An 18,376-nucleotide genomic window follows, 5' to 3' on the forward strand; every position below is an offset into this window, starting at 1 on the left:
AGACCGAGAAGGTTATTTAGTTCTGTATCGCGGATGGACAATAGATCTATCGACCGGCCCTATCCGCTAGACCGTCTCGCGATAGATGGTTCGGGCCGGCCCGGGAAAGATCCCGATCCGGGAATCTTCCCCTCGGGTCCTGCCGGGGTCCGTCCGGATGAGGAGGTCTGCTCATGATGAAAAAACCCTTAAGTGCGGCGATCCTGGCCCTCCTTCTGCTGGCATCGCCGACCTTGGCGGCCGACGCCGCCTCAGCCCAGGTGATGCCCGTCCTGGAGATGAAGCCGGGTACGATGACCGTCATGGAGAGGTTCGCCCCCATCTATTACGCCGACGGGGGCGAGACGACCGGATCGGTCTACTACGCCGGCACCGCCACAGCAGCCGACAACATCATCTATACAAGGCCCTTGGAGAGGCTCTACAGCTTCACCTTCCATCCGGGGGTCCCCGAGAAGCTCTACTACGCCAACGCCAACGAGTTCAACATTTACTTGACCGCTGAGACTGGATCAGGCTGGTCCGCGGAGTCGGTCGTCTTCACCCACACCACCTACGTCCGGGACTTAGCCTTCGCCTGGGACCAGAACGGGAACTTCGGCCTCTACTTCAGCGAGGCGACGGGGGCCGGAGGCGACGGTAGGATTTACCGGGTCGACGGAGCCGCCGCGACCCCGATCTACACCGTCAAGCTCGCCGACGTCGGCGGATTCTGGGCCGGAGACTTCGCCTTCGATTACGAAGGAAACCTCTACCTCAGCTCGGGAAATAGGGTTCCCGCCAGCATATACAAGGTCGCCACCGGCACCGGGGCTGTGACCAAGATCTTCGAATCGACGGAGGGCTCCATAGCCGGCCTCGTCTACCGGGGCGGCCGCCTCTACTACGCCGACTGGCGCCAGAACATATACCGCCTCGATTTGAGCAGTATGACGAGCACCCTCTACTACACCAACCCCGCCAGGCAGTGGCTCTCCGACGTCGGTTTCAAGGAGAGGAGGGATGCCGCCGGCAGCCGGCCGACGGCCGGAACCTATACGAGATTCTCGACGATGCCGATGGCACCGATGCAGAAAGTCCTGATGCCATCTTAATTTGAGGGATGCCCGCCCCATCCCTCCCCCTTTTTTCCGGGCGCATGGCCAGATGATGGCCTGAGATATTGATCCATCTCGTCAATACCATATGGGCGGGGGTTCTGCCATCAAAAAATGATCAGGTCCCTAGACGGCTCCGGCGAGTCCGAGCACCATCTTTGGAGGCTTCCCTGCCCTTGCGCCTCCCGGCCAGGGCCGAGAGGAGGATATAAAAGGCGGTCTCGGTGAAGATGCAGACCGCCGCCGGGACCCCCGCCCGGGGGCCGAAGAGGAGGAGGGCAACAGCGGCGGCGAGCCCCAGGTTCTTGAAGGAGGCGAAGAGGGTGAGGGCGATCCTCTGGGGGGCCTCGACCCCGGCGAAGGCCGCGGCGGCGTAGACCGCCGCCCCCGAGACGAAGGTCCGGGCGATGGCGATGAAGAGGACCCCCGCCGCCTCTCCCGAGATGGCGCCGCTGTTCTGACCCACCACGATGTAGGTGACGGCGAAGAGGCCTGCGTTTATGGGGTGGGCGGGATCGATCCCGAGGCGTCCGACGTACCTTGAGGCGAGGATGGGAAGGAGGATCAGGAGGAGGACGATCTTCGCCGTCTCGCCGAGCCCGACCCCAGCCCCATCTCCCGCATCCCTGGCGAAGATGTAGATGATCGACGGCATCAGGACGATGGAGGCGATGTACGAGAGAGCCTCCGAGTAGAGGGCGAGGCGGACGTCGCCGGCGAGAAGCCTCGTCAGGGGGATGACGGCCACCGCCGGGGGGACCGCGGCCATCACCACAAACCCGAGGACGAGGGCCTCCGCCTCCAGGACGGCGGGAGCGATGGAGAGGATGAGGCCGGATAGGAAGAGGTAGTTTGCGAGAAATCCTGCCACTGCTCCCCGCATCGGCGGAAGGTCGAGGTCGATCCCGGCGAGGGAGAAGGCCATCATCAGAAATAGCGCCGGGATCAGGAGGGGCTCAAGCCCCCGGGCCGGAGCCGGGAAGAGAAGGCCCAGGGCCGCGGCCGCCGTCAGGATGAAGGCGGTATTTCTATGAAGGTCGATCCGCAGGATGGCCCCCCCGCCCTTTCATGGTCTGCCTTTTGATCCCTCGCCTCTTGAAGATATGCCCTCCGGATCGGCACCTCGGCCCTGACGAACTCCTGCCCGGAGGTCCGGATAAGCGATGGACCCAAGGAGGAAGGAAGAAACGAAGGAGAGGAGGAGATGCAATCGTCTAAAAGGGCCCTGGCGCAGCGGATGGCTGCGCCGACCATTTTACATCTAAATGATCAAAAGGACAGATAATATCAGACCTTGTGGGCTATGGCGAACCTTCGCATAACCCTGTCGATGGATATGGAGACCTTGTCTCCGACCTTCGTATCAGAGACGAAGATGACGAAGCCCTCAACCCGGGCGATGCCGTCTCCCTGCCTCGATATGTCCTCAATCTCCACCTCATACGTCTTTCCAGCCTCAACTGGAGAAGAGCTTGTGAATCCGCCACTGCTGAAGGATCCTCGATCGTTTCCGTACACTCAGTTCACATCCATTTTGCGAAAAACCGCGAAAACAGCTTCTCACGCTCGCTGGAGATGCCGGCAGGATATTTAAACCTATGGATGGGCAGCCGGAGCCGGAGATCTCATTCCGCCCGACAGATCTCCTGGGTGACGAACTCATCCCCATCTCGGCGCATCTCGCATACGATCCTGCCGTCGACGATCCGCAGTATCCTATCCGTCTTCTCGGCCATGGTCATGTCATGGGTGACGAGGATGAAGGTCTGGTTCATCTGGCGGTTGAGCTTCCTCAGAAGCTCGTATATCATGTCGGAGCTCTTGGTGTCCAGGTTTCCGGTGGGCTCGTCCCCTATGACGATGGAGGGGTGGCCCGCTAAAGCTCTCGCCACCGCCACCCTCTGGTTCTGGCCCCCGGAGAGCTGGTTTGGCCTGTTCATCAGCCGGTCGGCGAGCCCCACCTCCTGGAGGAGGGCTATCGCCCGATCCCTCGCCTCGTCCCTATCGACCCCGGCGATCAGAAGGGGCATCATCACGTTCTCGACGGCGTTGAACTCCGGTAGGAGGTGGTGAAACTGGAATATGAACCCCAGCTCCTTATTTCTCAGCCTCGCCCTCTCTTTGGGGGTCGCCCTCGTTATGTTCTGACCCTTCAGCCAGATCTCGCCGCCGGAGGGGGTATCCAACAGGCCGATCATGTTCAGGAGGGTCGACTTCCCGCTCCCGCTGGGCCCCACAATCGATAGGACCTCCCCCTCCTTTATCGTCAGGTCGACGTCGTCGAGGGCCACCACCTCCACCCCGTCTCCGTAGATCTTCCTCAGCTTCTTTATCTCTATGATGTTGGTCAAAGCAAGATCGCCTCCCCGATTCTCATTCTGTTGCTATCGCCTTCACCGGATCGAGCCTGGAGGCCTTGAAGGCGGGGTATATCCCGGCGATGAAGTTGACGACGAGGGCGAAGAGGGCGACGTAGAGGAACGTCCCCAGATCCAGGACCACCGTCATCCTGTCGGTCATGTAGAACTCCGCCGGGACCTCGATCGTCCCGATCAGCTTCGCCGCGACGTGGGCGAGGCCGCCGCCGAGGAGGGCCGAAGGCGGCCCCAGGATGACGCTCTCCAGGATGAAGATCTTTATGATCGATCCCCGGGAGGCGCCCATCGCCATCAAGATCCCTATCTCCCTCGTCCTCCGGCTCACTATCATGATCATGGTGTTGACTATTCCCAGGCCGGATATGAAGAATATTAATAAATAGAAAGCCCAGGAGTAGTACTGCTGGGTATCCAGCATCTCCAGGACGTCCCGGCTCTTCTCCTGCCAGCTCTCGGCCTTGTAGAGGGTCCTTCCGTTCAGGTCCGCGGCGATGGCGGGGGCGGCATAGATCTCCGACAGCCTAATCCCCACCTCGGTCACCACGTCCCCCTCCCCCAAAAGTTGCTGGGCCGTCCCCAGGGGGAGGTATATGAGGGTCCTGTCGAGCCCCGTCCCGGTCTCGATGATCCCGACCGCCGTCAGCTGCAGGGACGCGTCCAGCCTGGTGATCCTGAACTTGTCTCCCACCTTCAGCTCCAGGTCGTCGGCGAGGGCGGATCCGACTACGGCGGCGTACCTCCTGAACTGCAGATCGTAGAAGTCGCCCCAGACCACCTCCTCCTGGACCCTCAGGAGGAGGTCCTCCTGGAGGGGGTCCACCCCTATGAAGGTGATACCCTTAACGTTATCTCGGTGCTTGGCCGCCGCCCCCCCCACCAGCCTCGGGGACGCCGCCACGACCTCGGGATGCTCCGTAGCGATGGCGGCGAGGGTCCTATAGAGGTATATGTAATCCTCCCCCTCCTTCGGGGATACGGTGACGTGGGGGGAGTTCTCCACAGTGTTATCGATCAGGTCCTGCCTGTACCCCTCCGTCAGCCCTATCAGGACCACGATCACCCCCACCGCCAGGGCGACGGAGATGACGGTGAAGAGGACCATCCGGGGGTTTCCGAGGATGTGCCTCTCTGCGATCGATAGCTCGAACATCTTATCTCAACCTCGGAGGGCGACCACCGGGTCCAGCTGGGATGCTCGGTGGGCGGGGTAGACCCCGGCGATCATGCTCAGGACCAGGGCCAGAAGAGGGAAGGCGATGAGGTCGAAGGGGTCGACGAGGAACTTGAAGACTATCGGCTGGGGCGCATTGGGCGCGGTAATCGTTATCTGGAGGCTGTGGAGATAGGCTGAGATGAGGTAGCCGGAGGCGCTTCCGGCGATCCCGCCCGCGAGCCCCAGTATGCCGCTCTCGATGACGAATATCCTCCTGATCGCGGAGCTGTCCGCCCCCATCGCCATCAGCATCCCGACGTCCCTCGTCTTCTCCAGGACGAGCATGTTCATGACGTTGGCGATCCCGAAGGAGGCGATGAGAAGGACGAGGGCGAGGATCAGGTTGTTGGAGAGGGTCTCGAAGGCGAGGGTCTTCTCGAACTCGGGGAAGAGGCTCCGCCAGCTCTCCGCCTCGTAGCCGCGGGCGGAGATCTCCTCGGCGACGGCGTCGGCCTGGTAGGGGTCCTGGAGGTGGATGTTGATGTAGTTTATGACGTCCCCATCCCCTACAAACTCCCGGGCCGTACCAAGGGAGACGAAGGCGGCGCCGTCCCACTCCTCGACCCCCGTTCTGAAGATCCCCGCCACCACCAGGTTCATCGTCTTCGCGTCCGGGAAGCTGGCTACGACCCCCTCGCCGATCTTGACCCCCAGCTTCTCCGCCACCTTATCCCCCAGGACCACCCTTCTTCCGCTCGCGATCGAGTAAAAATCCCCCTCTATCATGTACTTCTCGATGCTCATCACCTTGTTCATCTCCGCCGGGACGCCCCCGGTCATCTCGACGTTCTCGACGTTCCCCTCGAAGGCGAGGGCGGCCGTGCCGCTGAGGGCGGGAGATACCGCAGCGACTCCGGGGATAGTCCAGACGAACTCGATGAGGGTCTTGTAAAGGTATATGTACTCCTCCCCCTCCTTGGGGAGGACCAGGACGTGGGGGGCCAGCTCGAATATCAGGCTGAAGAAGGTATCGATGCTGCCGTTCATGATGGCCCGGAAGACGATGATGATGGCGACGGCGAGGCCGACGGCGCCGACGGCGAGGAGGGTCTGCCTCTTTCTGGTCCTTATGTGCTTCATCGCGACGAAGAGCTCGAGCAAGGGTCCCACCTTCTCCGGCGCGGCCGGGGCGGCAACGCCAATCCTGGGTTCTTAGGATCTTATTTATAGAGATCGGCGTTGGACCGAGGAACGGCGGGGGACCGCCGAAGCCATCAAGCTCTCGGAAGCTCAATCCTCAGAAGTGGGTTTCCTGCCCTCAACCTCCCCCTACTCCCCAGGCTGATTGGGGGATCGAGGGTTACGGCGGCGGGCCGCCCCCCTGGCCCTCGGCGGGCCGCTGACGGCCCTGGAGCGGAGATAAAAGATGGCCGGCCCCTCAGAGGGCGACCTCTTCGGCCTCATCCACCGAGTAGTCCTCGTGGACTATCTTGCAGAGCCTCCTGACGAAGAGGGTCGGGTCTTTGGCCTGGAAGATGTTCCTTCCTATGGATAGGCCGCCTCCGCCGACCTTTATCGAGTCGTAGACCATCTCCAGGACCTGGTGCTCCGTATCCATCTTGGGGCCGCCCGCGATCACCACCGGTACGCTGCAGCCTTTGACCACCTCCCGGAAGGTCTCAGGAGATCCGGTGTAGTTGGTCTTGACTATGTCGACGCCCAGTTCAGCCCCGATCCGAGCGGCGTGCTTGACGTACTCGACGTCGTGCTCCGACTTCACCTTCGTCCCCCGCGGATACATCATGGCGAGGAGGGGCATACCCCAGCCGTCGCAGGTCCGAGCGACCCGTCCCAGGTCCTGGAGCATCGTGGCCTCGTCCTCCGCCCCGACGTTTACGTGGATGCTGACGGCGTCGGCGCCGACCCGGATGGCGTCCTCCACCTCGGTGACGAGGACCTTGTGGTTGGGGTCGGGCCCCAGGCTGGAGCTGGCGGATAGGTGGACGATCAGCCCCACGTCCCGGCCGTACCCCCGATGGCCGAAGAGGGGGAGGCCCATGTGGCCGAGGACGGCGTTCGCCCCGCCCTCGGCCACCTTGTCCACCGCCTCCTGGAGGTCTATCAGCCCCTGTATCGGCCCCACCGTCAGCCCGTGGTCCATGGGGACGATGACCGTCCGCCCCGTCCTTCTGTTGAAGATCCTCTCCATCCTGATGGACTTTCCGACGTTCCTCATGGGTGAAGGGGATCGAGGAGTCGAGATTAAAAGATGGTGGTTGGATCTCCGGAGGGCAAAACCTCTCCTCGGTAATGATCCAGGTCCTGGAGAGGGGGCGATTTGTCGAATCCGGCAGCTGGAGAGAGCTTATGGAGACTAACGGCCATCTCGCCGGGGTCTGGAGGTCTCAGGAGATGGATGATCCTTCAAAGGGCGGTCCACCTGACGATCCCCCTCATAGCTGATGGGATCCTCTGGTTCCACCCGCGGCCGAAGACCGACCGATTTATTTAATTACTTTCGGATCTATCATTTATGGGGGTTTATTCATGAAGATCTTTGAAGCCCTTCTGCTGGGAATTATGGTGCTTTCCGCCTCTTCTGGCAACGCACTAGGAGAGAATTATGAAAGCGGAGACGTATCGACCCTGACGGTATCGGGGACGGGAGAAGCGACTGCCGATTCCGATTCGGTGACGATAACTCTTGGAGTCCAGACGAGGGACGAGAGCGCGGCCAAAGCGGCGGACGATAACGCCCGACGTATGGCCGCCTCCATCGAGGCCCTCCAGGCGGCTGGGGTCCCCGAGGAGGAGATAAAGACCTCCAGCTACTCGATCTACCCCACCCGAGACTGGATCGATGGGAGACAGTCCGAGAAGGTCATCTTCGAGGTCTCAAACCGGGTCACCTTCACCCTAAACCTCACCGATGAGGTGGACGTGGGCGGGATCATCGACGCCGCCGTCGGCGCCGGAGCCAACACCATCGATGGCGTATCCTTCGGCCTCCGGGACCCGACCCCGGTCCGGGAGGAGGCCCTGGAGGAGGCCGTCCTCGACGGCATGGGGAAGGCGGCGGTGATCGCCGAGGCCGCCGGGGTGAGCCTCGGCCGGATCCTATCGATCTCTGAGGGCGGATCGGCCCCGATCCCGATGGCGGAGAGCAAGGTCTTCTTCGCCGCCGATGCGGGGGCGGCGACGCCGATAGCCCCCGGCGACGTCAAGGTGACGGCGACGGTCACCATCACCTATGAGATCAAGGACTTGGTCGAAGCTCCGGCCTGAGGTAGGGGTCCCGCCCTCGAGCGGACCCCCATCATTTTTTCCGGCCCGCACAAGAGCCGTTTTGCCTTGGATAATGGAGGGTCGGCACCCAGCCTAACCTGCATCGTAGTAGCAGACGCTGTCGACTTCCAGGACCGTCGGGGACCCGATCTTGAGGCTCTTCACCCGCCTCACCCTGCCGTGGCCGACGATCACGAGCTGGACCCGAGCCGCCTGAGACTCCCTCTCCTCGTAGAAGTCGGCTCCCGCCTGGACGACCTTGTGGGTCACCACCTGGATCTCCCGGACCCTGGTCAGCATCCCCCCAGTCCCGGCTACGATGTCGGGTCCGCTCGCCTCCGTCAGGAATATGACGTCCCCGGGGTTGGTCTGGAGGAGGGCCAGGAAGTTGCCGGGGCTCCTGATCTCCAGGGTCCTGATCCCGTTGGTCAATAGCTCCCTGATCACCGGCCTTGATATTCCAGTAAGTGCAACGCATTCCATCTTCATCACCCGTACATCGGGAACTGCAGCTCCCTCTTGCCCGGAACCTCTTCCGCAGAGGTGCTCTGCACCTGATCGGCGAGCTTCTGCATCTGCAGCTCGATCTCCTCCGCCCTCTCCTCCAGATCCGTCGTATCAACCTGGAGGCCGTAGAGGGTGTTGAGCATCTTGACGGTGACCACCGCCGCCCGGGGGTCGGGGGCCATGCTGTGGGTCTCCCCCAGGAGGCATATCGCCGGCATCTTCCGGAGGAGGCACTCGTTCATGACGGACCCCGATATCCCAGAGATGGTCCCAAACTCGAAGACCTCCACCTCTCCCCTGATCTTCTCCAGCATCTCCCTGTTGGTCGCAGCCCCGAAGACCCGCTGCTGGTCGCCCATCACCGTAATCCCGGCGAGACAGACCATCTCCCTCGATCCTATCGACTCCGCCCAGGATACGATCCCCCGGGCTAGGTCGTAGGAGGCGGCGGGGTGGACGGGGATGTCCGAGCTGACCACCACCACCCCCAGCTCCGGCTTCTCGTATATCCTCACCGGCATGTGGGCGACCCCCCCCACCAGGACGGATATCGGCGGGAAGAACCGGGAGTCTATGGCGCCGAGGTAGTCCATCTCCAGCTTGTTGACGACGTACTGGCTTGCGATATTTCCGATCAGCCCGATCCCCGGAAACCCCTCGATCACGACGGGGCTCTCGGATCGGGGCGCTTCAGCCCTGACCTGGACTTCGTCAGTCATGAAAATATCTTTGTCCACTGATGGGTGATAAGAGCATCGGTCATCGCCCTTCAAGAGGAGGAGACTTGCTGTAACAACTTATTAATTCCATCACCGCCTAAGATGAAGAGCAAATCTCGGAGATGGTGTGATTCTATGGGATTCGAACGCGTCGAGGGAGAGGACCGGGGCGATATAACCCTCTACGCCCTCAGCACCTGCGTCTGGTGCCACAAGACCAAGAAGCTCCTGGAGAGGCTGGGAGCGAAGTTCAGATACGTCTACGTCGACCTTCTGGAGGGGGATGAAAGGGATAGAACCCTGGAAGATGTAAAGAAGCACAATCCAAGTGTCACCTTCCCCACCACGGTCATAGGCGGCGATAAGTCCATCGTGGGGTTCAAAGAGAGGGAGATGAAGGAGGCCCTGGGAGTATGACCGCCTTTGAGCCATCTCGAGAGGAGGGAGAGAACCTCCGCGAGCAGCTGGACCGGGAGGCGGAGGAGATGGGCTACCACCTCAACCCAGACCTCGACTTTACGACGAGCCTCGTCCGGGGGCTCCTGGTGAACGAGAGGAGATACGGCTACCCCTCATGCCCCTGCAGGCTCGCCTCCGGCGACAGGGACGAAGACCTGGACATAATATGCCCCTGCGACTATCGGGACCAGGATCTGAACGAGTACGGTGCCTGCTACTGCGCCCTATACGTCTCCGAGGAGGTCCTGGCCGGAGAGCGGGATCTCTCGGCCGTCCCCGAAAGGAGGCCATCTCCCGAGGAGAGGGCGAGGGCGGCGAAGGCTTTATCCGCCCCGTCGGGGGAGGCCTTCTCCGCCCTCCCTTACCCGGTCTGGAGGTGCAGGGTCTGCGGATACCTCTGCGCCAGAGACGAGCCTCCGGGGGTCTGCCCCATCTGCAAGGCCAAGGTCGATCGGTTCGAGCGGTTCCTCTGATGGCAGGTCCGAAGGGAGAGGGAGGTGAGGGACGATGGACGAGAGGTCAGGGGGGAAGAAGCGGGCAGAGCTCCAGATATCCGGGATGACCTGTGCATCCTGCGCCGCCGCCGTCGAGGAGGCCCTGATGGAGGTGGAGGGGGTCTCCGAGGCGAGGGTGAACCTGGGAAAGGAGACCGCCATGGTGGAGCTCGACCCTTCGAAGGCCAGGCTGGCGGACCTGGAGAGGGCGGTATCGGATGCAGGATACGCCGTCGTCAACGAGCGGGTCTCCCTGAAGGTGGGGGGGATGATCTGCGCCTCCTGCGTCTCCTCGGTGGAGGAGGCGATCGGGGAGGTGGAGGGGGTGGTCGAGGTCGCCGTCAACCTGGGGGACGAGAGGGCCAGGGTGACCTACAACCCCAGGATCGCCTCCGTCGCCGATATGAGGGCGGCGATCGAGGAGGCGGGATACCAGTACCTCGGGATCGCCGGGGAGGAGAGCGAGGGGAGGGAGAGGGAGGCGCGGGAGAGGGACCTCCGGGATAAGAAGCGAAGGGCGGCGGTGGGCTTTGCCGTCGGCTCCTTTCTGATGATCATCGATATGGCCCACCTCCGCCTTCCAGTCCCGATGCCGATCTTCATGCTCGTCATATCCACCCCCGTCTTCATCCACCTCAGCCGGCCTATTTTCTCGGCGGGTCTCCGGGCCCTCCGCCATCGGTCTCTGACGATGGACGTCATGTACTCCATGGGGATTGGTGTCGCCTTCATATCGAGCGTGATGGGGACCTTCGGGATCCTCCTGACGGACCAGTTCATCTTCTACGAGACCGCCGTCTTCCTCGCCGCCTTCCTCACCCTGGGGAGGTACCTGGAGGCGAGGGCGAAGGGGAGGACCTCCGAGGCGATCAAGAAGCTGATGGGGCTGCAGCCCAAGACCGCCACCGTCCTCCGGGACGGCCAGGAGGTGGAGGTGGCAGCCGCCGACCTCCTCGTCGGCGACGTGATCCTCGTCCGGCCGGGGGAGAAGGTCCCCGCCGACGGCGTCGTGCTGGAGGGCGAGAGCTACGTCGACGAGGCGATGATCACCGGCGAGCCGATCCCGGTCAAGAAGAGTAGGGGGGACGCCGTCGTCGGCGGGACCCTAAACAAGAACGGCGCGATAAAGTTCGAGGCCTCTAAGGTCGGAAGGGAGACGGCTTTGGCTCAAATAATCGCCCTGGTGGAGGAGGCCCAGGGGTCTAGGCCCTCGATCCAGAGGATGGCGGATCGGGCCGTCGCCCTCTTCATCCCCGCGGTCCTGACGGTGGCGGCCGCCACCTTCCTCCTATGGCGGTTCGTCCTCGCAGACCTCGTCCCCGGCGACCCCCTCCTCTTCGCCCTCACTGCCACCATATCGGTCCTGGTCGTCGCCTGCCCCTGCGCCCTCGGCCTGGCGAGCCCCACCGCCATCACCGTCGGGATCGGCCGGGCGGCGGAGCTGGGGGTCCTGGTGAAGAGCGGCGAGGCTCTGGAGGCCTCCGAGAAGCTGAACACCGTCGTCTTCGACAAGACGGGGACCCTCACCGTGGGGAGGCCGGAGGTGACGGATATACTCCCCTTCGGGGTCGACGAGAGGGAGCTCCTCCGGATCGCCGGAGGGATCGAGGCCAATTCGGAGCATCCCCTGGCGGAGGCGGTGGTGAGAAAGGCGAGAAGCGAGGGGATCGACCTCGCCGAGGCGACCTCTTTTGAGGCCCTCGGCGGGAAGGGGGTCCTGGCAGAGATCGAGGGGAGGGACGCGGCCGTCGGAAACAGGATCCTCCTCCGGGAGTTGGGTATAGAGGTCCCTGAGGGGACGGAGGCGGCCGCCCTCCGGATCGAGGAGGAGGGGAAGACCGCCCTCCTCGTCGCCCTCGCCGGCCGGATCGTCGGCGTCGTCGGGGTGGCCGACGCCCTCAAGAAGAACTCGGTAGAAGCGGTCGGTCGGCTGAAGGCTATGGGCTTTGAGGTGCTGATGATCACCGGCGACAACCCCTCCACCGCCGGGATCGTAGCAAAAGAGACGGGGATCGAGAGGGTCCTCGCCGAGGTCCTCCCCTCGGAGAAGGCCCGGGAGATAAAGAGGCTCCAGGATGAGGGCGAGGTCGTCGCCTTCGTCGGGGACGGGATCAACGACGCGCCGGCCCTCGCCCAGGCCGACGTGGGGATCGCCATCGGGAGCGGGACCGACGTGGCGATCGAGAGCGGCGAGATCGTCCTTATCCGAGACGACCTCCTGGATGTGGTGGCGGCGATTGAGCTCAGCCGGAAGGTGATCGGGAGGGTGAAACTGAACCTCTTCTGGGCCTTCGCCTACAACTCCGCCCTGATCCCGATGGCGGCGGGGGTGCTGTACCCCACCTTCGGGATCGCCTTCCGGCCGGAGTTTGCGGCCCTGGCCATGGCCGCGAGCTCTGTGACGGTGGTGAGCCTCTCGCTGCTGCTGAAGGGGTACGTCCCCCCCTCCAAGAGGGTAGCTCGAGGGTGATTATTTCAACGCCGAGATAGTTCTAGGTCGCTGAGAGGTGAAGATTTTGGCTATAGATCCGGTATGCAAGATGACCGTCGACGAGAAGACGGCTAAGTTCAAGACCGAGTATAAAGGGACAGCCTACTACTTCTGCGCCCCAGGGTGCAAGAAGGCCTTCGAGAAGGACCCCGAGAGGTACCTGAAGAGCTGATCGGCGATATTCGAGGTCTGAAAGAGCCACAAAAGATTGGGGGTCAGAGGATGAAGAAGTACGACGTCATAGTCGTCGGCTCCGGCGCCGGGATGATCATCGTCTCCCGGGGGATCCGGGCCGGGATGAGGATCGCCCTCGTCGACCACGGCCCCATGGGGGGGACCTGCCTCAACAACGGCTGCATCCCCTCGAAGGTTCTGATCTACCCCGCCGACGTGGTCCGGACCCTGGAGGCGGCCCGGGCCGTCGGGGTGGAGGCCCGGGTCGAGAGGATCGACTTCGACCTCATCATGAGGCGGATGCGCGCCGTCGTCGATGAGGGTAGACGCGGCATGGAAAGGTCCGCCGAGAGGGCCGAGGGCCTCGACTGGTACCGGGGATGGGGGGAGTTCGTCGGAGACTTTCTGATCAAGATCGGCGATGAGACGATCACCGCCCCTAGGATCTTCATCGCCTCGGGGTCGAGGCCGCTCGTCCCCCCCATCCCCGGCCTCGCGGAGGCGGGGTACCTAGACAACGTCTCAGTCCTCTCGCTACAGCGCCCTCCTGAGAGCCTCATCATCCTCGGCGGGGGATACCTCGCCTCCGAGTACGCCCACTTCTTCTCTGCCCTGGGTACGAAGGTGACGATCCTGGGCAGAAACCGGATGCTTCTCAAGGACGAGGACCCCGAGATCTGCGAGATCGTAAAGAGACGTCTCTCCAGATACGTCGACGTCAGGACCGGACACGAGGCGGTGAAGGTGGAGGTGAAAGGAGGCAAAAAGGTCGTATCCGCCCTGGACCTCGCCTCCGACGCCGTCAGAGAGTTCGCCGCCGAGGAGGTGATGGTCGCCCTGGGGAGGAGGAGCAACTCCGACATCCTGAAGCCGGAGAAGACGGGGGTCGAGGTCGACCGCTCCGGCTGGATCGTGGTGAACGACCGGATGGAGACGAGACGGGAGGGGATCTGGACCTTCGGCGACGCCATCGGAAAGCATATGTTCAGGCATACAGCCAACCGCGAGGCGAGGGTCGCCTGGGACAACGCCTTCGGCTCCACCAGCCGGGAGATGGACTACCACGCCGTCCCTCACGCCGTCTTCACCTACCCCCAGGTGGGGTCGGTGGGGATGACGGAGGCGGAGGCGAAGGCCGCCGGATATAAGGTCCTGGTGGGGAGGGCGGAGTACGGGGACGTCACCAAGGGGTATGCCATGGCGGAGGAGGAGAGCCTGGTGAAGGTCGTCGTCAATGCCGGAGACGGCCGGATCCTCGGCTGCTCCATCGCCGGGAGCGGGGCGGCGGAGCTCGTCCAGCAGGTCGTCTACCTGATGAACGCCGGCGACCGCGACAGCGGGCCGATCGGGAGGGCTCTGGTGATCCACCCGGCCACAAGCGAGGTCGTCGCCCGAGCCTTCGCCAACCTGTTGCCGCCTAAAGAGGAGATGAAAGGGGACATAAGAGAGGGCATTATAAGATGAACGAGTTTCTGGCCCTCGCCCTGGAGGAGGCCCGGGCCGGGATCGAGAACGACGACGGCGGCCCCTTCGGCGCGGTCATCGTTCAGGAGGGCGTCGTCATCTCGAAGGCCCATAACGAGGTCCTGAGACGGAACGACCCCACCGCCCACGCCGAGATCCTGGCGATCCGGGAGGCGTCAGCGATCCTCGGAAGCTTTGACCTCTCTACTTGCGAGATCTACTCGACCTCGGAGCCCTGCCCCATGTGCTTTGCCGCCATATTCTGGGCGAGGATCAAAAGGCTCGTCTACGGGACGACCCGGGAGGACGTGGCCGAGATCGGCTTCGATGACAGCCTCATCTACGACGTAATCAGGGGCGAGGCGGAATTGGAGCAGATGGAGCTGGTGAAACTCGATCGGGAGGGGTGCCGGGCGGTTCTGGAGGAGTGGAGGAGGAAGCCGGGGCGGAGGATGTACTGAACTGTTTGTTTGCCTGTCGCATTGTCGGTGGGTCCGACAGTCGCTTTTCACCTGCCCTCAAATCTGAGGCGTTCTGGCGCTCGGCGGGATAAACGCATCTCGCAATCTCCAAACGGCTTCCATCGTCAGGGTTTCGCCTTCGAAGATGATCTGACGACTCTCTTTGTCCTCCCGATTCTTGAGGTATTGCGTAACATTCATCCAGCGGATTGTTCCTCCGTTGGTTCGTTCGTCAGTCTGACGGATAACGAGATAGACGTCGGCGGGCTGACTGACCCAATATTGCAGGTGGCGGTCTTTTTTGACGTCGAAGACTTCCCGGCCGTCTCTCCGGCGCGTCCGCAGGTAGGAATTGCCGCTCTTGAGCTGGACGTAGATCTTCTTCCCGCTCGGCTGGCCGTCGTTGTCCCTGAATTCCACCTCGCCATCGATACCGTAATCGAACATGCTCACCGGGCGGAACACCTGGTTCGCCTCACCGCAAATCGCCATCATGTGACCGATCAGGATCTGCTCCAGCGCCTGCGTATCGAGCTCCCGCGTGGCAATCTCTTCCATGTCCAGGATCTTTCTCGCCACCGGGTCGCTCTTCAGTCGCTGTTCTATGTGATCGATCAACAGCACCCGCTCGTCGCAGTTTTGGCAGGTGATGAAATTCTTCCCCGAATCCAAGCGATTTCGAACTATGGTGAGATTCGTAACGGGCGTGCCGCAATGGACGCATACATACCTCCGGTCCCGCCTTACGTCGCAGCCGTACTTGGCCAGGTGACGATGCACGTACTCGATGAAGATCACCTTCAGCTCGTCCGGCGTCGCAACGTCGAAGAAGAGGCTGATCGTCGCCTCGCCTTCGCCCTGCAGGTTGTCGATCTTTAGGCCCAGCAGGTGCCCACGGCTGGAGGAGAACTCAGCAGCGTTCCGCCACAGCTCACGATGCTCGAACTCCTGACTGTACCAGAGCCGCACCACTAGCGTCGTCCAGATCGTCTGCCACTCGCCGCCAAAGGTATAGGAGACGAATACGTCGGGCTGCCACGGGAGGTTTTTCTCGCGGCGGTACTGCGAGGGGAAGACGAGCTGCCTGCCCTGCTCCGTATCTTCGGCGATGCAAAGAGAGTGATCGAGGAATGTCTGCACCATCGCCCGCAGCAGCAGCTCTTCGTCTGGCCGCGCGAGCCGGTCGACGCCCGTGAAATCGAAGTCCGGCCGGTAGATGTCGTCCTCCAGGACGCAGCCGATCTCGTCGGTGTGGGCGCGGGCGGGGCGGATGATCGCTCCGGCGTAGCCGTTCATAAGCTCAGGCTGCAGTAGCACCAGATCGCCGAACTTCAGTGGCAGGGCCAGACCGTGGTTGGCCAAGAGCGTCACCGCCGTGCGGACGTCGGACTCGTCGAACTGCTCTCCCGGCAAGGTATTCTCCAGCCGCTGCGCCAGCTCAGCGAAGCGGAGCAAGCGGATGTCGGCCGAATCGCGCATCTTCAGTAGAGCGTTCTTCAGCTCGGCCAATAGCAGCGGTGTGGCAGTCCACGGCAGTTTTTCCCAGGGAATGCTGTCAGCGATGAGCCGCTTCAGCTTCGACGGCTGGCCTCCGTTCGCCTCGTCCGAACAGTTCTCGCCGGTCTTGGCGCTGGTGGCCAGCCATTTGGCGAAGCCATGCTCCTGGGCAAACCGTTTGATCTTGGCGTCGCTGAGCTTCATATATCCGACGTCAACTTGCGAGAAGATTAGCAGCCGGGCCGCTTCGCATTTCGATTTGTGGTTGCTTGCCGTGTCGAGAGCCTTGAGCCAGTCGCCCGCCTCGGCGAAGGGATCGTCCTTCTGCGGATTGATCAGCAGCAGGGCCAGCGCGGTCTCGTCGAGGAAGAGCCGGTGGATCAGTCGGTAGTCCTCCTGCCCGGCCAAGTCCCAGAGCAACGCCTCACTGTCCATCGTTGCGTCGGGCGGCAGCGGCAGCTCCAGCGGCCAGACGTTCATGCCGTGGGTGCGGTCTTTCACCACGTACTCGTCTTCAATCAACCGATATGCCAGCGAGGTCTTGCCGACAGCACCTTCGCCCAGCAAGACCACCTTGGCGTTGACGTAGCGGCGTGTGGGTTCGGCAGACGGGGCGGCGCGTACACCGGTGAGGCGGTAGATGTAGATCACGCCCCCAAATGTCCCGACTACGACCCGCGAACCATCGGGGCTGAAGGCGACGGACGTCGGAGTTGGCCATCCTTCGGACGCTAGCACCTGCAAGCATGCCCCCGACATCCAATCCCAGAGCCGAACCGTACCGTCAATAAACCCCGTGGAGGCGATCAAGCTGCCGTCGGGAGAGATGGAGACCGAATGCACATCACTCTGATGGCCTTCCAGCGTTCCAACGCAGGTTCCGTCTTCCAGGTCCCAGACCTTGACGGTCATGTCCTCGGAACCCGAAACGGCAAACTGGCCGTCCAGCGTGATCTGGACGGATCGCACAATTCCCGAATGGCCCTTCAGTGTCGCCTGGCATTCGCCCGTTTCGAAGTTCCAGAGCCTGACCGTTCTGTCGAAAGAGCCGGAAACAAAGCGATTATGAGTTTCGTCCAACGCAACTGAAACGGCTGGCCCAGTGTGACCTTGGAACTTTCGGATAGACTTGCCTGTCCCTCGATCCAATAGTGTTATTACCGAATTACTGCTACATACCAACAGTTGCTCCCTGTTTGACAATTCCTTGACACAATGAATTTCACCAAGATTAGAATCAAGCGACGAAAGCAGCTTTCTTTCCCTGATATCCCAGGTTCGGATTTTTCCATCGTTTGCAGACGATAATACGTAATCGGTTTGACAAGCTATGAACCGCACAGCTTTTGAATGTCCTGTCAGCGTCGCCAGGCACTCGCCGGTCTCCAGGTCCCAGATCTTGACAGTCTTGTCACCTGAGCCGGAAGCCGCCCATTTCCCATCTGGGCTGATGGCCACGCTATAGACCCAACCCTTGTGACCCGTGAGCTTGCGTTCCGACACAACCAGCGGCTTTGCCCGCTCCGGTGGCTTATCCGGCTTGAGCTTCCGCTTCGCCGGTTTCTTCTTCGGCTCGGGCCGTGGAGCGGGCGCCGCCGCTTCCGCCTCCTCCCTGCACGCAGCCAGCAGCTCGTCGAACGCGGCTGGCGTCTCCTGGCGGAAGTCCACGTACTTGTAGCGGCGCAGTGTGTCGGGCAGTGTGCACTCAGCCAGCAGCAGCGGGACGAAGCGGCGGCCGGAATTGCTGGGATCGCGGAAAAGGACCGTGCTGCGTTCGAGCGTCACCCACTCCGAGCCCAGCGCCGCGGGCGAGAGGCAGAGCACCTGCACCCGGGCCGCCTCAAGGCCGCCCTCGATGGCCAGGTAGATGTCGTCGCCCGGCTTGATGACCCAGTCATCGAACCACACCCGAAGCCCGGCTTCCTTCAACCGCTCGGCCAGCTTGCGCACCTGGGGCTTATCCCGCGAGTTATGGCTCAGAAAAACATCATAGGCGAAGTTAGCTGGCATGACCTATCCCCAATGTGTCGGCCCTTGCATGATTGCGGTCGCCAGCGTCAGCAGGCCAGCGACTAGGCTCACCAGCGGCGATGGAGCGGAGTGGAACTGTCATCGTAGAGCCCCTTGTCATTATCGGTATCTTTGCCCTCTTCCATCGATTTACTAGATCGCTTATTTAAGTTTCTCCAATTATGTC

The 18,376-nt window shown here is 62.3% G+C and carries 17 protein-coding genes; 8 read left to right on the forward strand and 9 right to left on the reverse strand.

What is annotated here, in order from left to right; all coding sequences use genetic code 11:
- The first annotated feature begins 173 nt into the window (after window positions 1-173).
- Window positions 174-1,094, forward strand: coding sequence for a hypothetical protein (locus tag MHAR_RS10730; protein WP_014587636.1), 921 nt, complete (start codon window positions 174-176; stop codon window positions 1,092-1,094).
- Between the two features lie 121 nt (window positions 1,095-1,215).
- Here the strand turns inward: MHAR_RS10730 and MHAR_RS10735 are convergent, their stop codons facing one another.
- The 6 genes from MHAR_RS10735 to MHAR_RS10760 form a co-directional block, all read right to left on the reverse strand.
- Entirely contained in the window at window positions 1,216-2,148 is a 933-nt protein-coding gene (locus tag MHAR_RS10735) for a bile acid:sodium symporter (protein ID WP_187287873.1), read from the reverse strand.
- 236 nt (window positions 2,149-2,384) lie between these two features.
- Window positions 2,385-2,615, reverse strand: coding sequence for a TRAM domain-containing protein (locus tag MHAR_RS10740; protein WP_014587638.1), 231 nt, complete (start codon window positions 2,613-2,615; stop codon window positions 2,385-2,387).
- A 107-nt stretch (window positions 2,616-2,722) separates the two neighbouring features.
- Window positions 2,723-3,448: an ABC transporter ATP-binding protein gene (locus MHAR_RS10745; protein ID WP_014587639.1), complete on the reverse strand. Its 726-nt coding sequence runs from the start codon at window positions 3,446-3,448 to the stop codon at window positions 2,723-2,725.
- Window positions 3,449-3,470: 22 nt separating this feature from the next.
- The gene (locus MHAR_RS10750; RefSeq protein ID WP_014587640.1) at window positions 3,471-4,625 is read right to left on the reverse strand and encodes an ABC transporter permease; all 1,155 of its coding nucleotides are present in this window, start codon (window positions 4,623-4,625) and stop codon (window positions 3,471-3,473) included.
- A gap of 6 nt (window positions 4,626-4,631) precedes the next feature.
- Window positions 4,632-5,798: an ABC transporter permease gene (locus tag MHAR_RS10755; RefSeq protein WP_143763403.1), complete on the reverse strand. Its 1,167-nt coding sequence runs from the start codon at window positions 5,796-5,798 to the stop codon at window positions 4,632-4,634.
- Between the two features lie 268 nt (window positions 5,799-6,066).
- Complete coding sequence (locus MHAR_RS10760; protein ID WP_014587642.1) at window positions 6,067-6,864, reverse strand: 2-amino-3,7-dideoxy-D-threo-hept-6-ulosonate synthase; 798 nt, start codon at window positions 6,862-6,864, stop codon at window positions 6,067-6,069.
- A gap of 311 nt (window positions 6,865-7,175) precedes the next feature.
- Here MHAR_RS10760 and MHAR_RS10765 point away from each other — a divergent pair, with 311 nt between their 5' ends.
- Window positions 7,176-7,913 (forward strand): SIMPL domain-containing protein, encoded by a 738-nt coding sequence (locus MHAR_RS10765; RefSeq protein WP_014587643.1) that lies wholly within the window; start codon window positions 7,176-7,178, stop codon window positions 7,911-7,913.
- Window positions 7,914-8,006: 93 nt separating this feature from the next.
- Here MHAR_RS10765 and MHAR_RS10770 read toward each other — a convergent pair whose 3' ends face one another.
- Complete coding sequence (locus MHAR_RS10770) at window positions 8,007-8,396, reverse strand: DUF473 domain-containing protein (RefSeq protein WP_048145072.1); 390 nt, start codon at window positions 8,394-8,396, stop codon at window positions 8,007-8,009.
- Between the two features lie 5 nt (window positions 8,397-8,401).
- Window positions 8,402-9,139 (reverse strand): proteasome assembly chaperone family protein, encoded by a 738-nt coding sequence (locus tag MHAR_RS10775; protein ID WP_014587645.1) that lies wholly within the window; start codon window positions 9,137-9,139, stop codon window positions 8,402-8,404.
- 135 nt (window positions 9,140-9,274) lie between these two features.
- Between MHAR_RS10775 and MHAR_RS10780 the strand changes: the two genes are divergently transcribed.
- Genes MHAR_RS10780 through MHAR_RS10800 form a run of 6 tightly spaced genes read left to right on the forward strand, consistent with a single transcriptional unit; the run spans window position 9,275 to window position 14,682 of the window.
- Window positions 9,275-9,556: a glutaredoxin family protein gene (locus MHAR_RS10780; RefSeq protein WP_014587646.1), complete on the forward strand. Its 282-nt coding sequence runs from the start codon at window positions 9,275-9,277 to the stop codon at window positions 9,554-9,556.
- Complete coding sequence (locus MHAR_RS10785; protein ID WP_014587647.1) at window positions 9,553-10,071, forward strand: ferredoxin-thioredoxin reductase catalytic domain-containing protein; 519 nt, start codon at window positions 9,553-9,555, stop codon at window positions 10,069-10,071. The genes MHAR_RS10780 and MHAR_RS10785 overlap by 4 nt, the downstream gene beginning before the upstream one ends.
- Before the next feature lie 34 nt (window positions 10,072-10,105).
- Window positions 10,106-12,562 carry a heavy metal translocating P-type ATPase gene (locus tag MHAR_RS10790; protein ID WP_014587648.1) on the forward strand — a complete coding sequence of 819 codons (2,457 nt, stop codon included), beginning with the start codon at window positions 10,106-10,108 and terminating at the stop codon, window positions 12,560-12,562.
- Between the two features lie 46 nt (window positions 12,563-12,608).
- Window positions 12,609-12,755 carry a YHS domain-containing protein gene (locus MHAR_RS13070; RefSeq protein WP_081472336.1) on the forward strand — a complete coding sequence of 49 codons (147 nt, stop codon included), beginning with the start codon at window positions 12,609-12,611 and terminating at the stop codon, window positions 12,753-12,755.
- 50 nt (window positions 12,756-12,805) lie between these two features.
- A complete protein-coding gene (locus MHAR_RS10795; RefSeq protein ID WP_014587650.1) occupies window positions 12,806-14,221 on the forward strand; it encodes a dihydrolipoyl dehydrogenase in 1,416 nt (471 codons plus the stop codon).
- The gene (locus tag MHAR_RS10800) at window positions 14,218-14,682 is read left to right on the forward strand and encodes a nucleoside deaminase (RefSeq protein WP_014587651.1); all 465 of its coding nucleotides are present in this window, start codon (window positions 14,218-14,220) and stop codon (window positions 14,680-14,682) included. Before MHAR_RS10795 ends, MHAR_RS10800 begins: the two co-directional genes overlap by 4 nt.
- A 57-nt stretch (window positions 14,683-14,739) precedes the next feature.
- Here the strand turns inward: MHAR_RS10800 and MHAR_RS12615 are convergent, their stop codons facing one another.
- A complete protein-coding gene (locus tag MHAR_RS12615) occupies window positions 14,740-18,189 on the reverse strand; it encodes a TIR domain-containing protein (protein WP_052301028.1) in 3,450 nt (1,149 codons plus the stop codon).
- Window positions 18,190-18,376 lie beyond the last annotated feature (187 nt).

The sequence above is a fragment of the Methanothrix harundinacea 6Ac genome (assembly GCF_000235565.1).
GTDB lineage: Archaea > Halobacteriota > Methanosarcinia > Methanotrichales > Methanotrichaceae > Methanocrinis > Methanocrinis harundinaceus.

Coding starts and splice junctions, on each gene's coding strand:
- MHAR_RS12615 (WP_052301028.1), bottom strand. CDS start 18,189: ATGCCAGCTAACTTCGCCTATGATGTTTTTCTGAGCCATAACTCGCGG.
- MHAR_RS10760 (WP_014587642.1), bottom strand. CDS start 6,864: ATGAGGAACGTCGGAAAGTCCATCAGGATGGAGAGGATCTTCAACAGA.
- MHAR_RS10750 (WP_014587640.1), bottom strand. CDS start 4,625: ATGTTCGAGCTATCGATCGCAGAGAGGCACATCCTCGGAAACCCCCGG.
- MHAR_RS10730 (WP_014587636.1), top strand. CDS start 174: ATGATGAAAAAACCCTTAAGTGCGGCGATCCTGGCCCTCCTTCTGCTG.
- MHAR_RS10795 (WP_014587650.1), top strand. CDS start 12,806: ATGAAGAAGTACGACGTCATAGTCGTCGGCTCCGGCGCCGGGATGATC.
- MHAR_RS10800 (WP_014587651.1), top strand. CDS start 14,218: ATGAACGAGTTTCTGGCCCTCGCCCTGGAGGAGGCCCGGGCCGGGATC.
- MHAR_RS10780 (WP_014587646.1), top strand. CDS start 9,275: ATGGGATTCGAACGCGTCGAGGGAGAGGACCGGGGCGATATAACCCTC.
- MHAR_RS10785 (WP_014587647.1), top strand. CDS start 9,553: ATGACCGCCTTTGAGCCATCTCGAGAGGAGGGAGAGAACCTCCGCGAG.
- MHAR_RS10775 (WP_014587645.1), bottom strand. CDS start 9,139: ATGACTGACGAAGTCCAGGTCAGGGCTGAAGCGCCCCGATCCGAGAGC.
- MHAR_RS10765 (WP_014587643.1), top strand. CDS start 7,176: ATGAAGATCTTTGAAGCCCTTCTGCTGGGAATTATGGTGCTTTCCGCC.
- MHAR_RS10790 (WP_014587648.1), top strand. CDS start 10,106: ATGGACGAGAGGTCAGGGGGGAAGAAGCGGGCAGAGCTCCAGATATCC.
- MHAR_RS10770 (WP_048145072.1), bottom strand. CDS start 8,396: ATGGAATGCGTTGCACTTACTGGAATATCAAGGCCGGTGATCAGGGAG.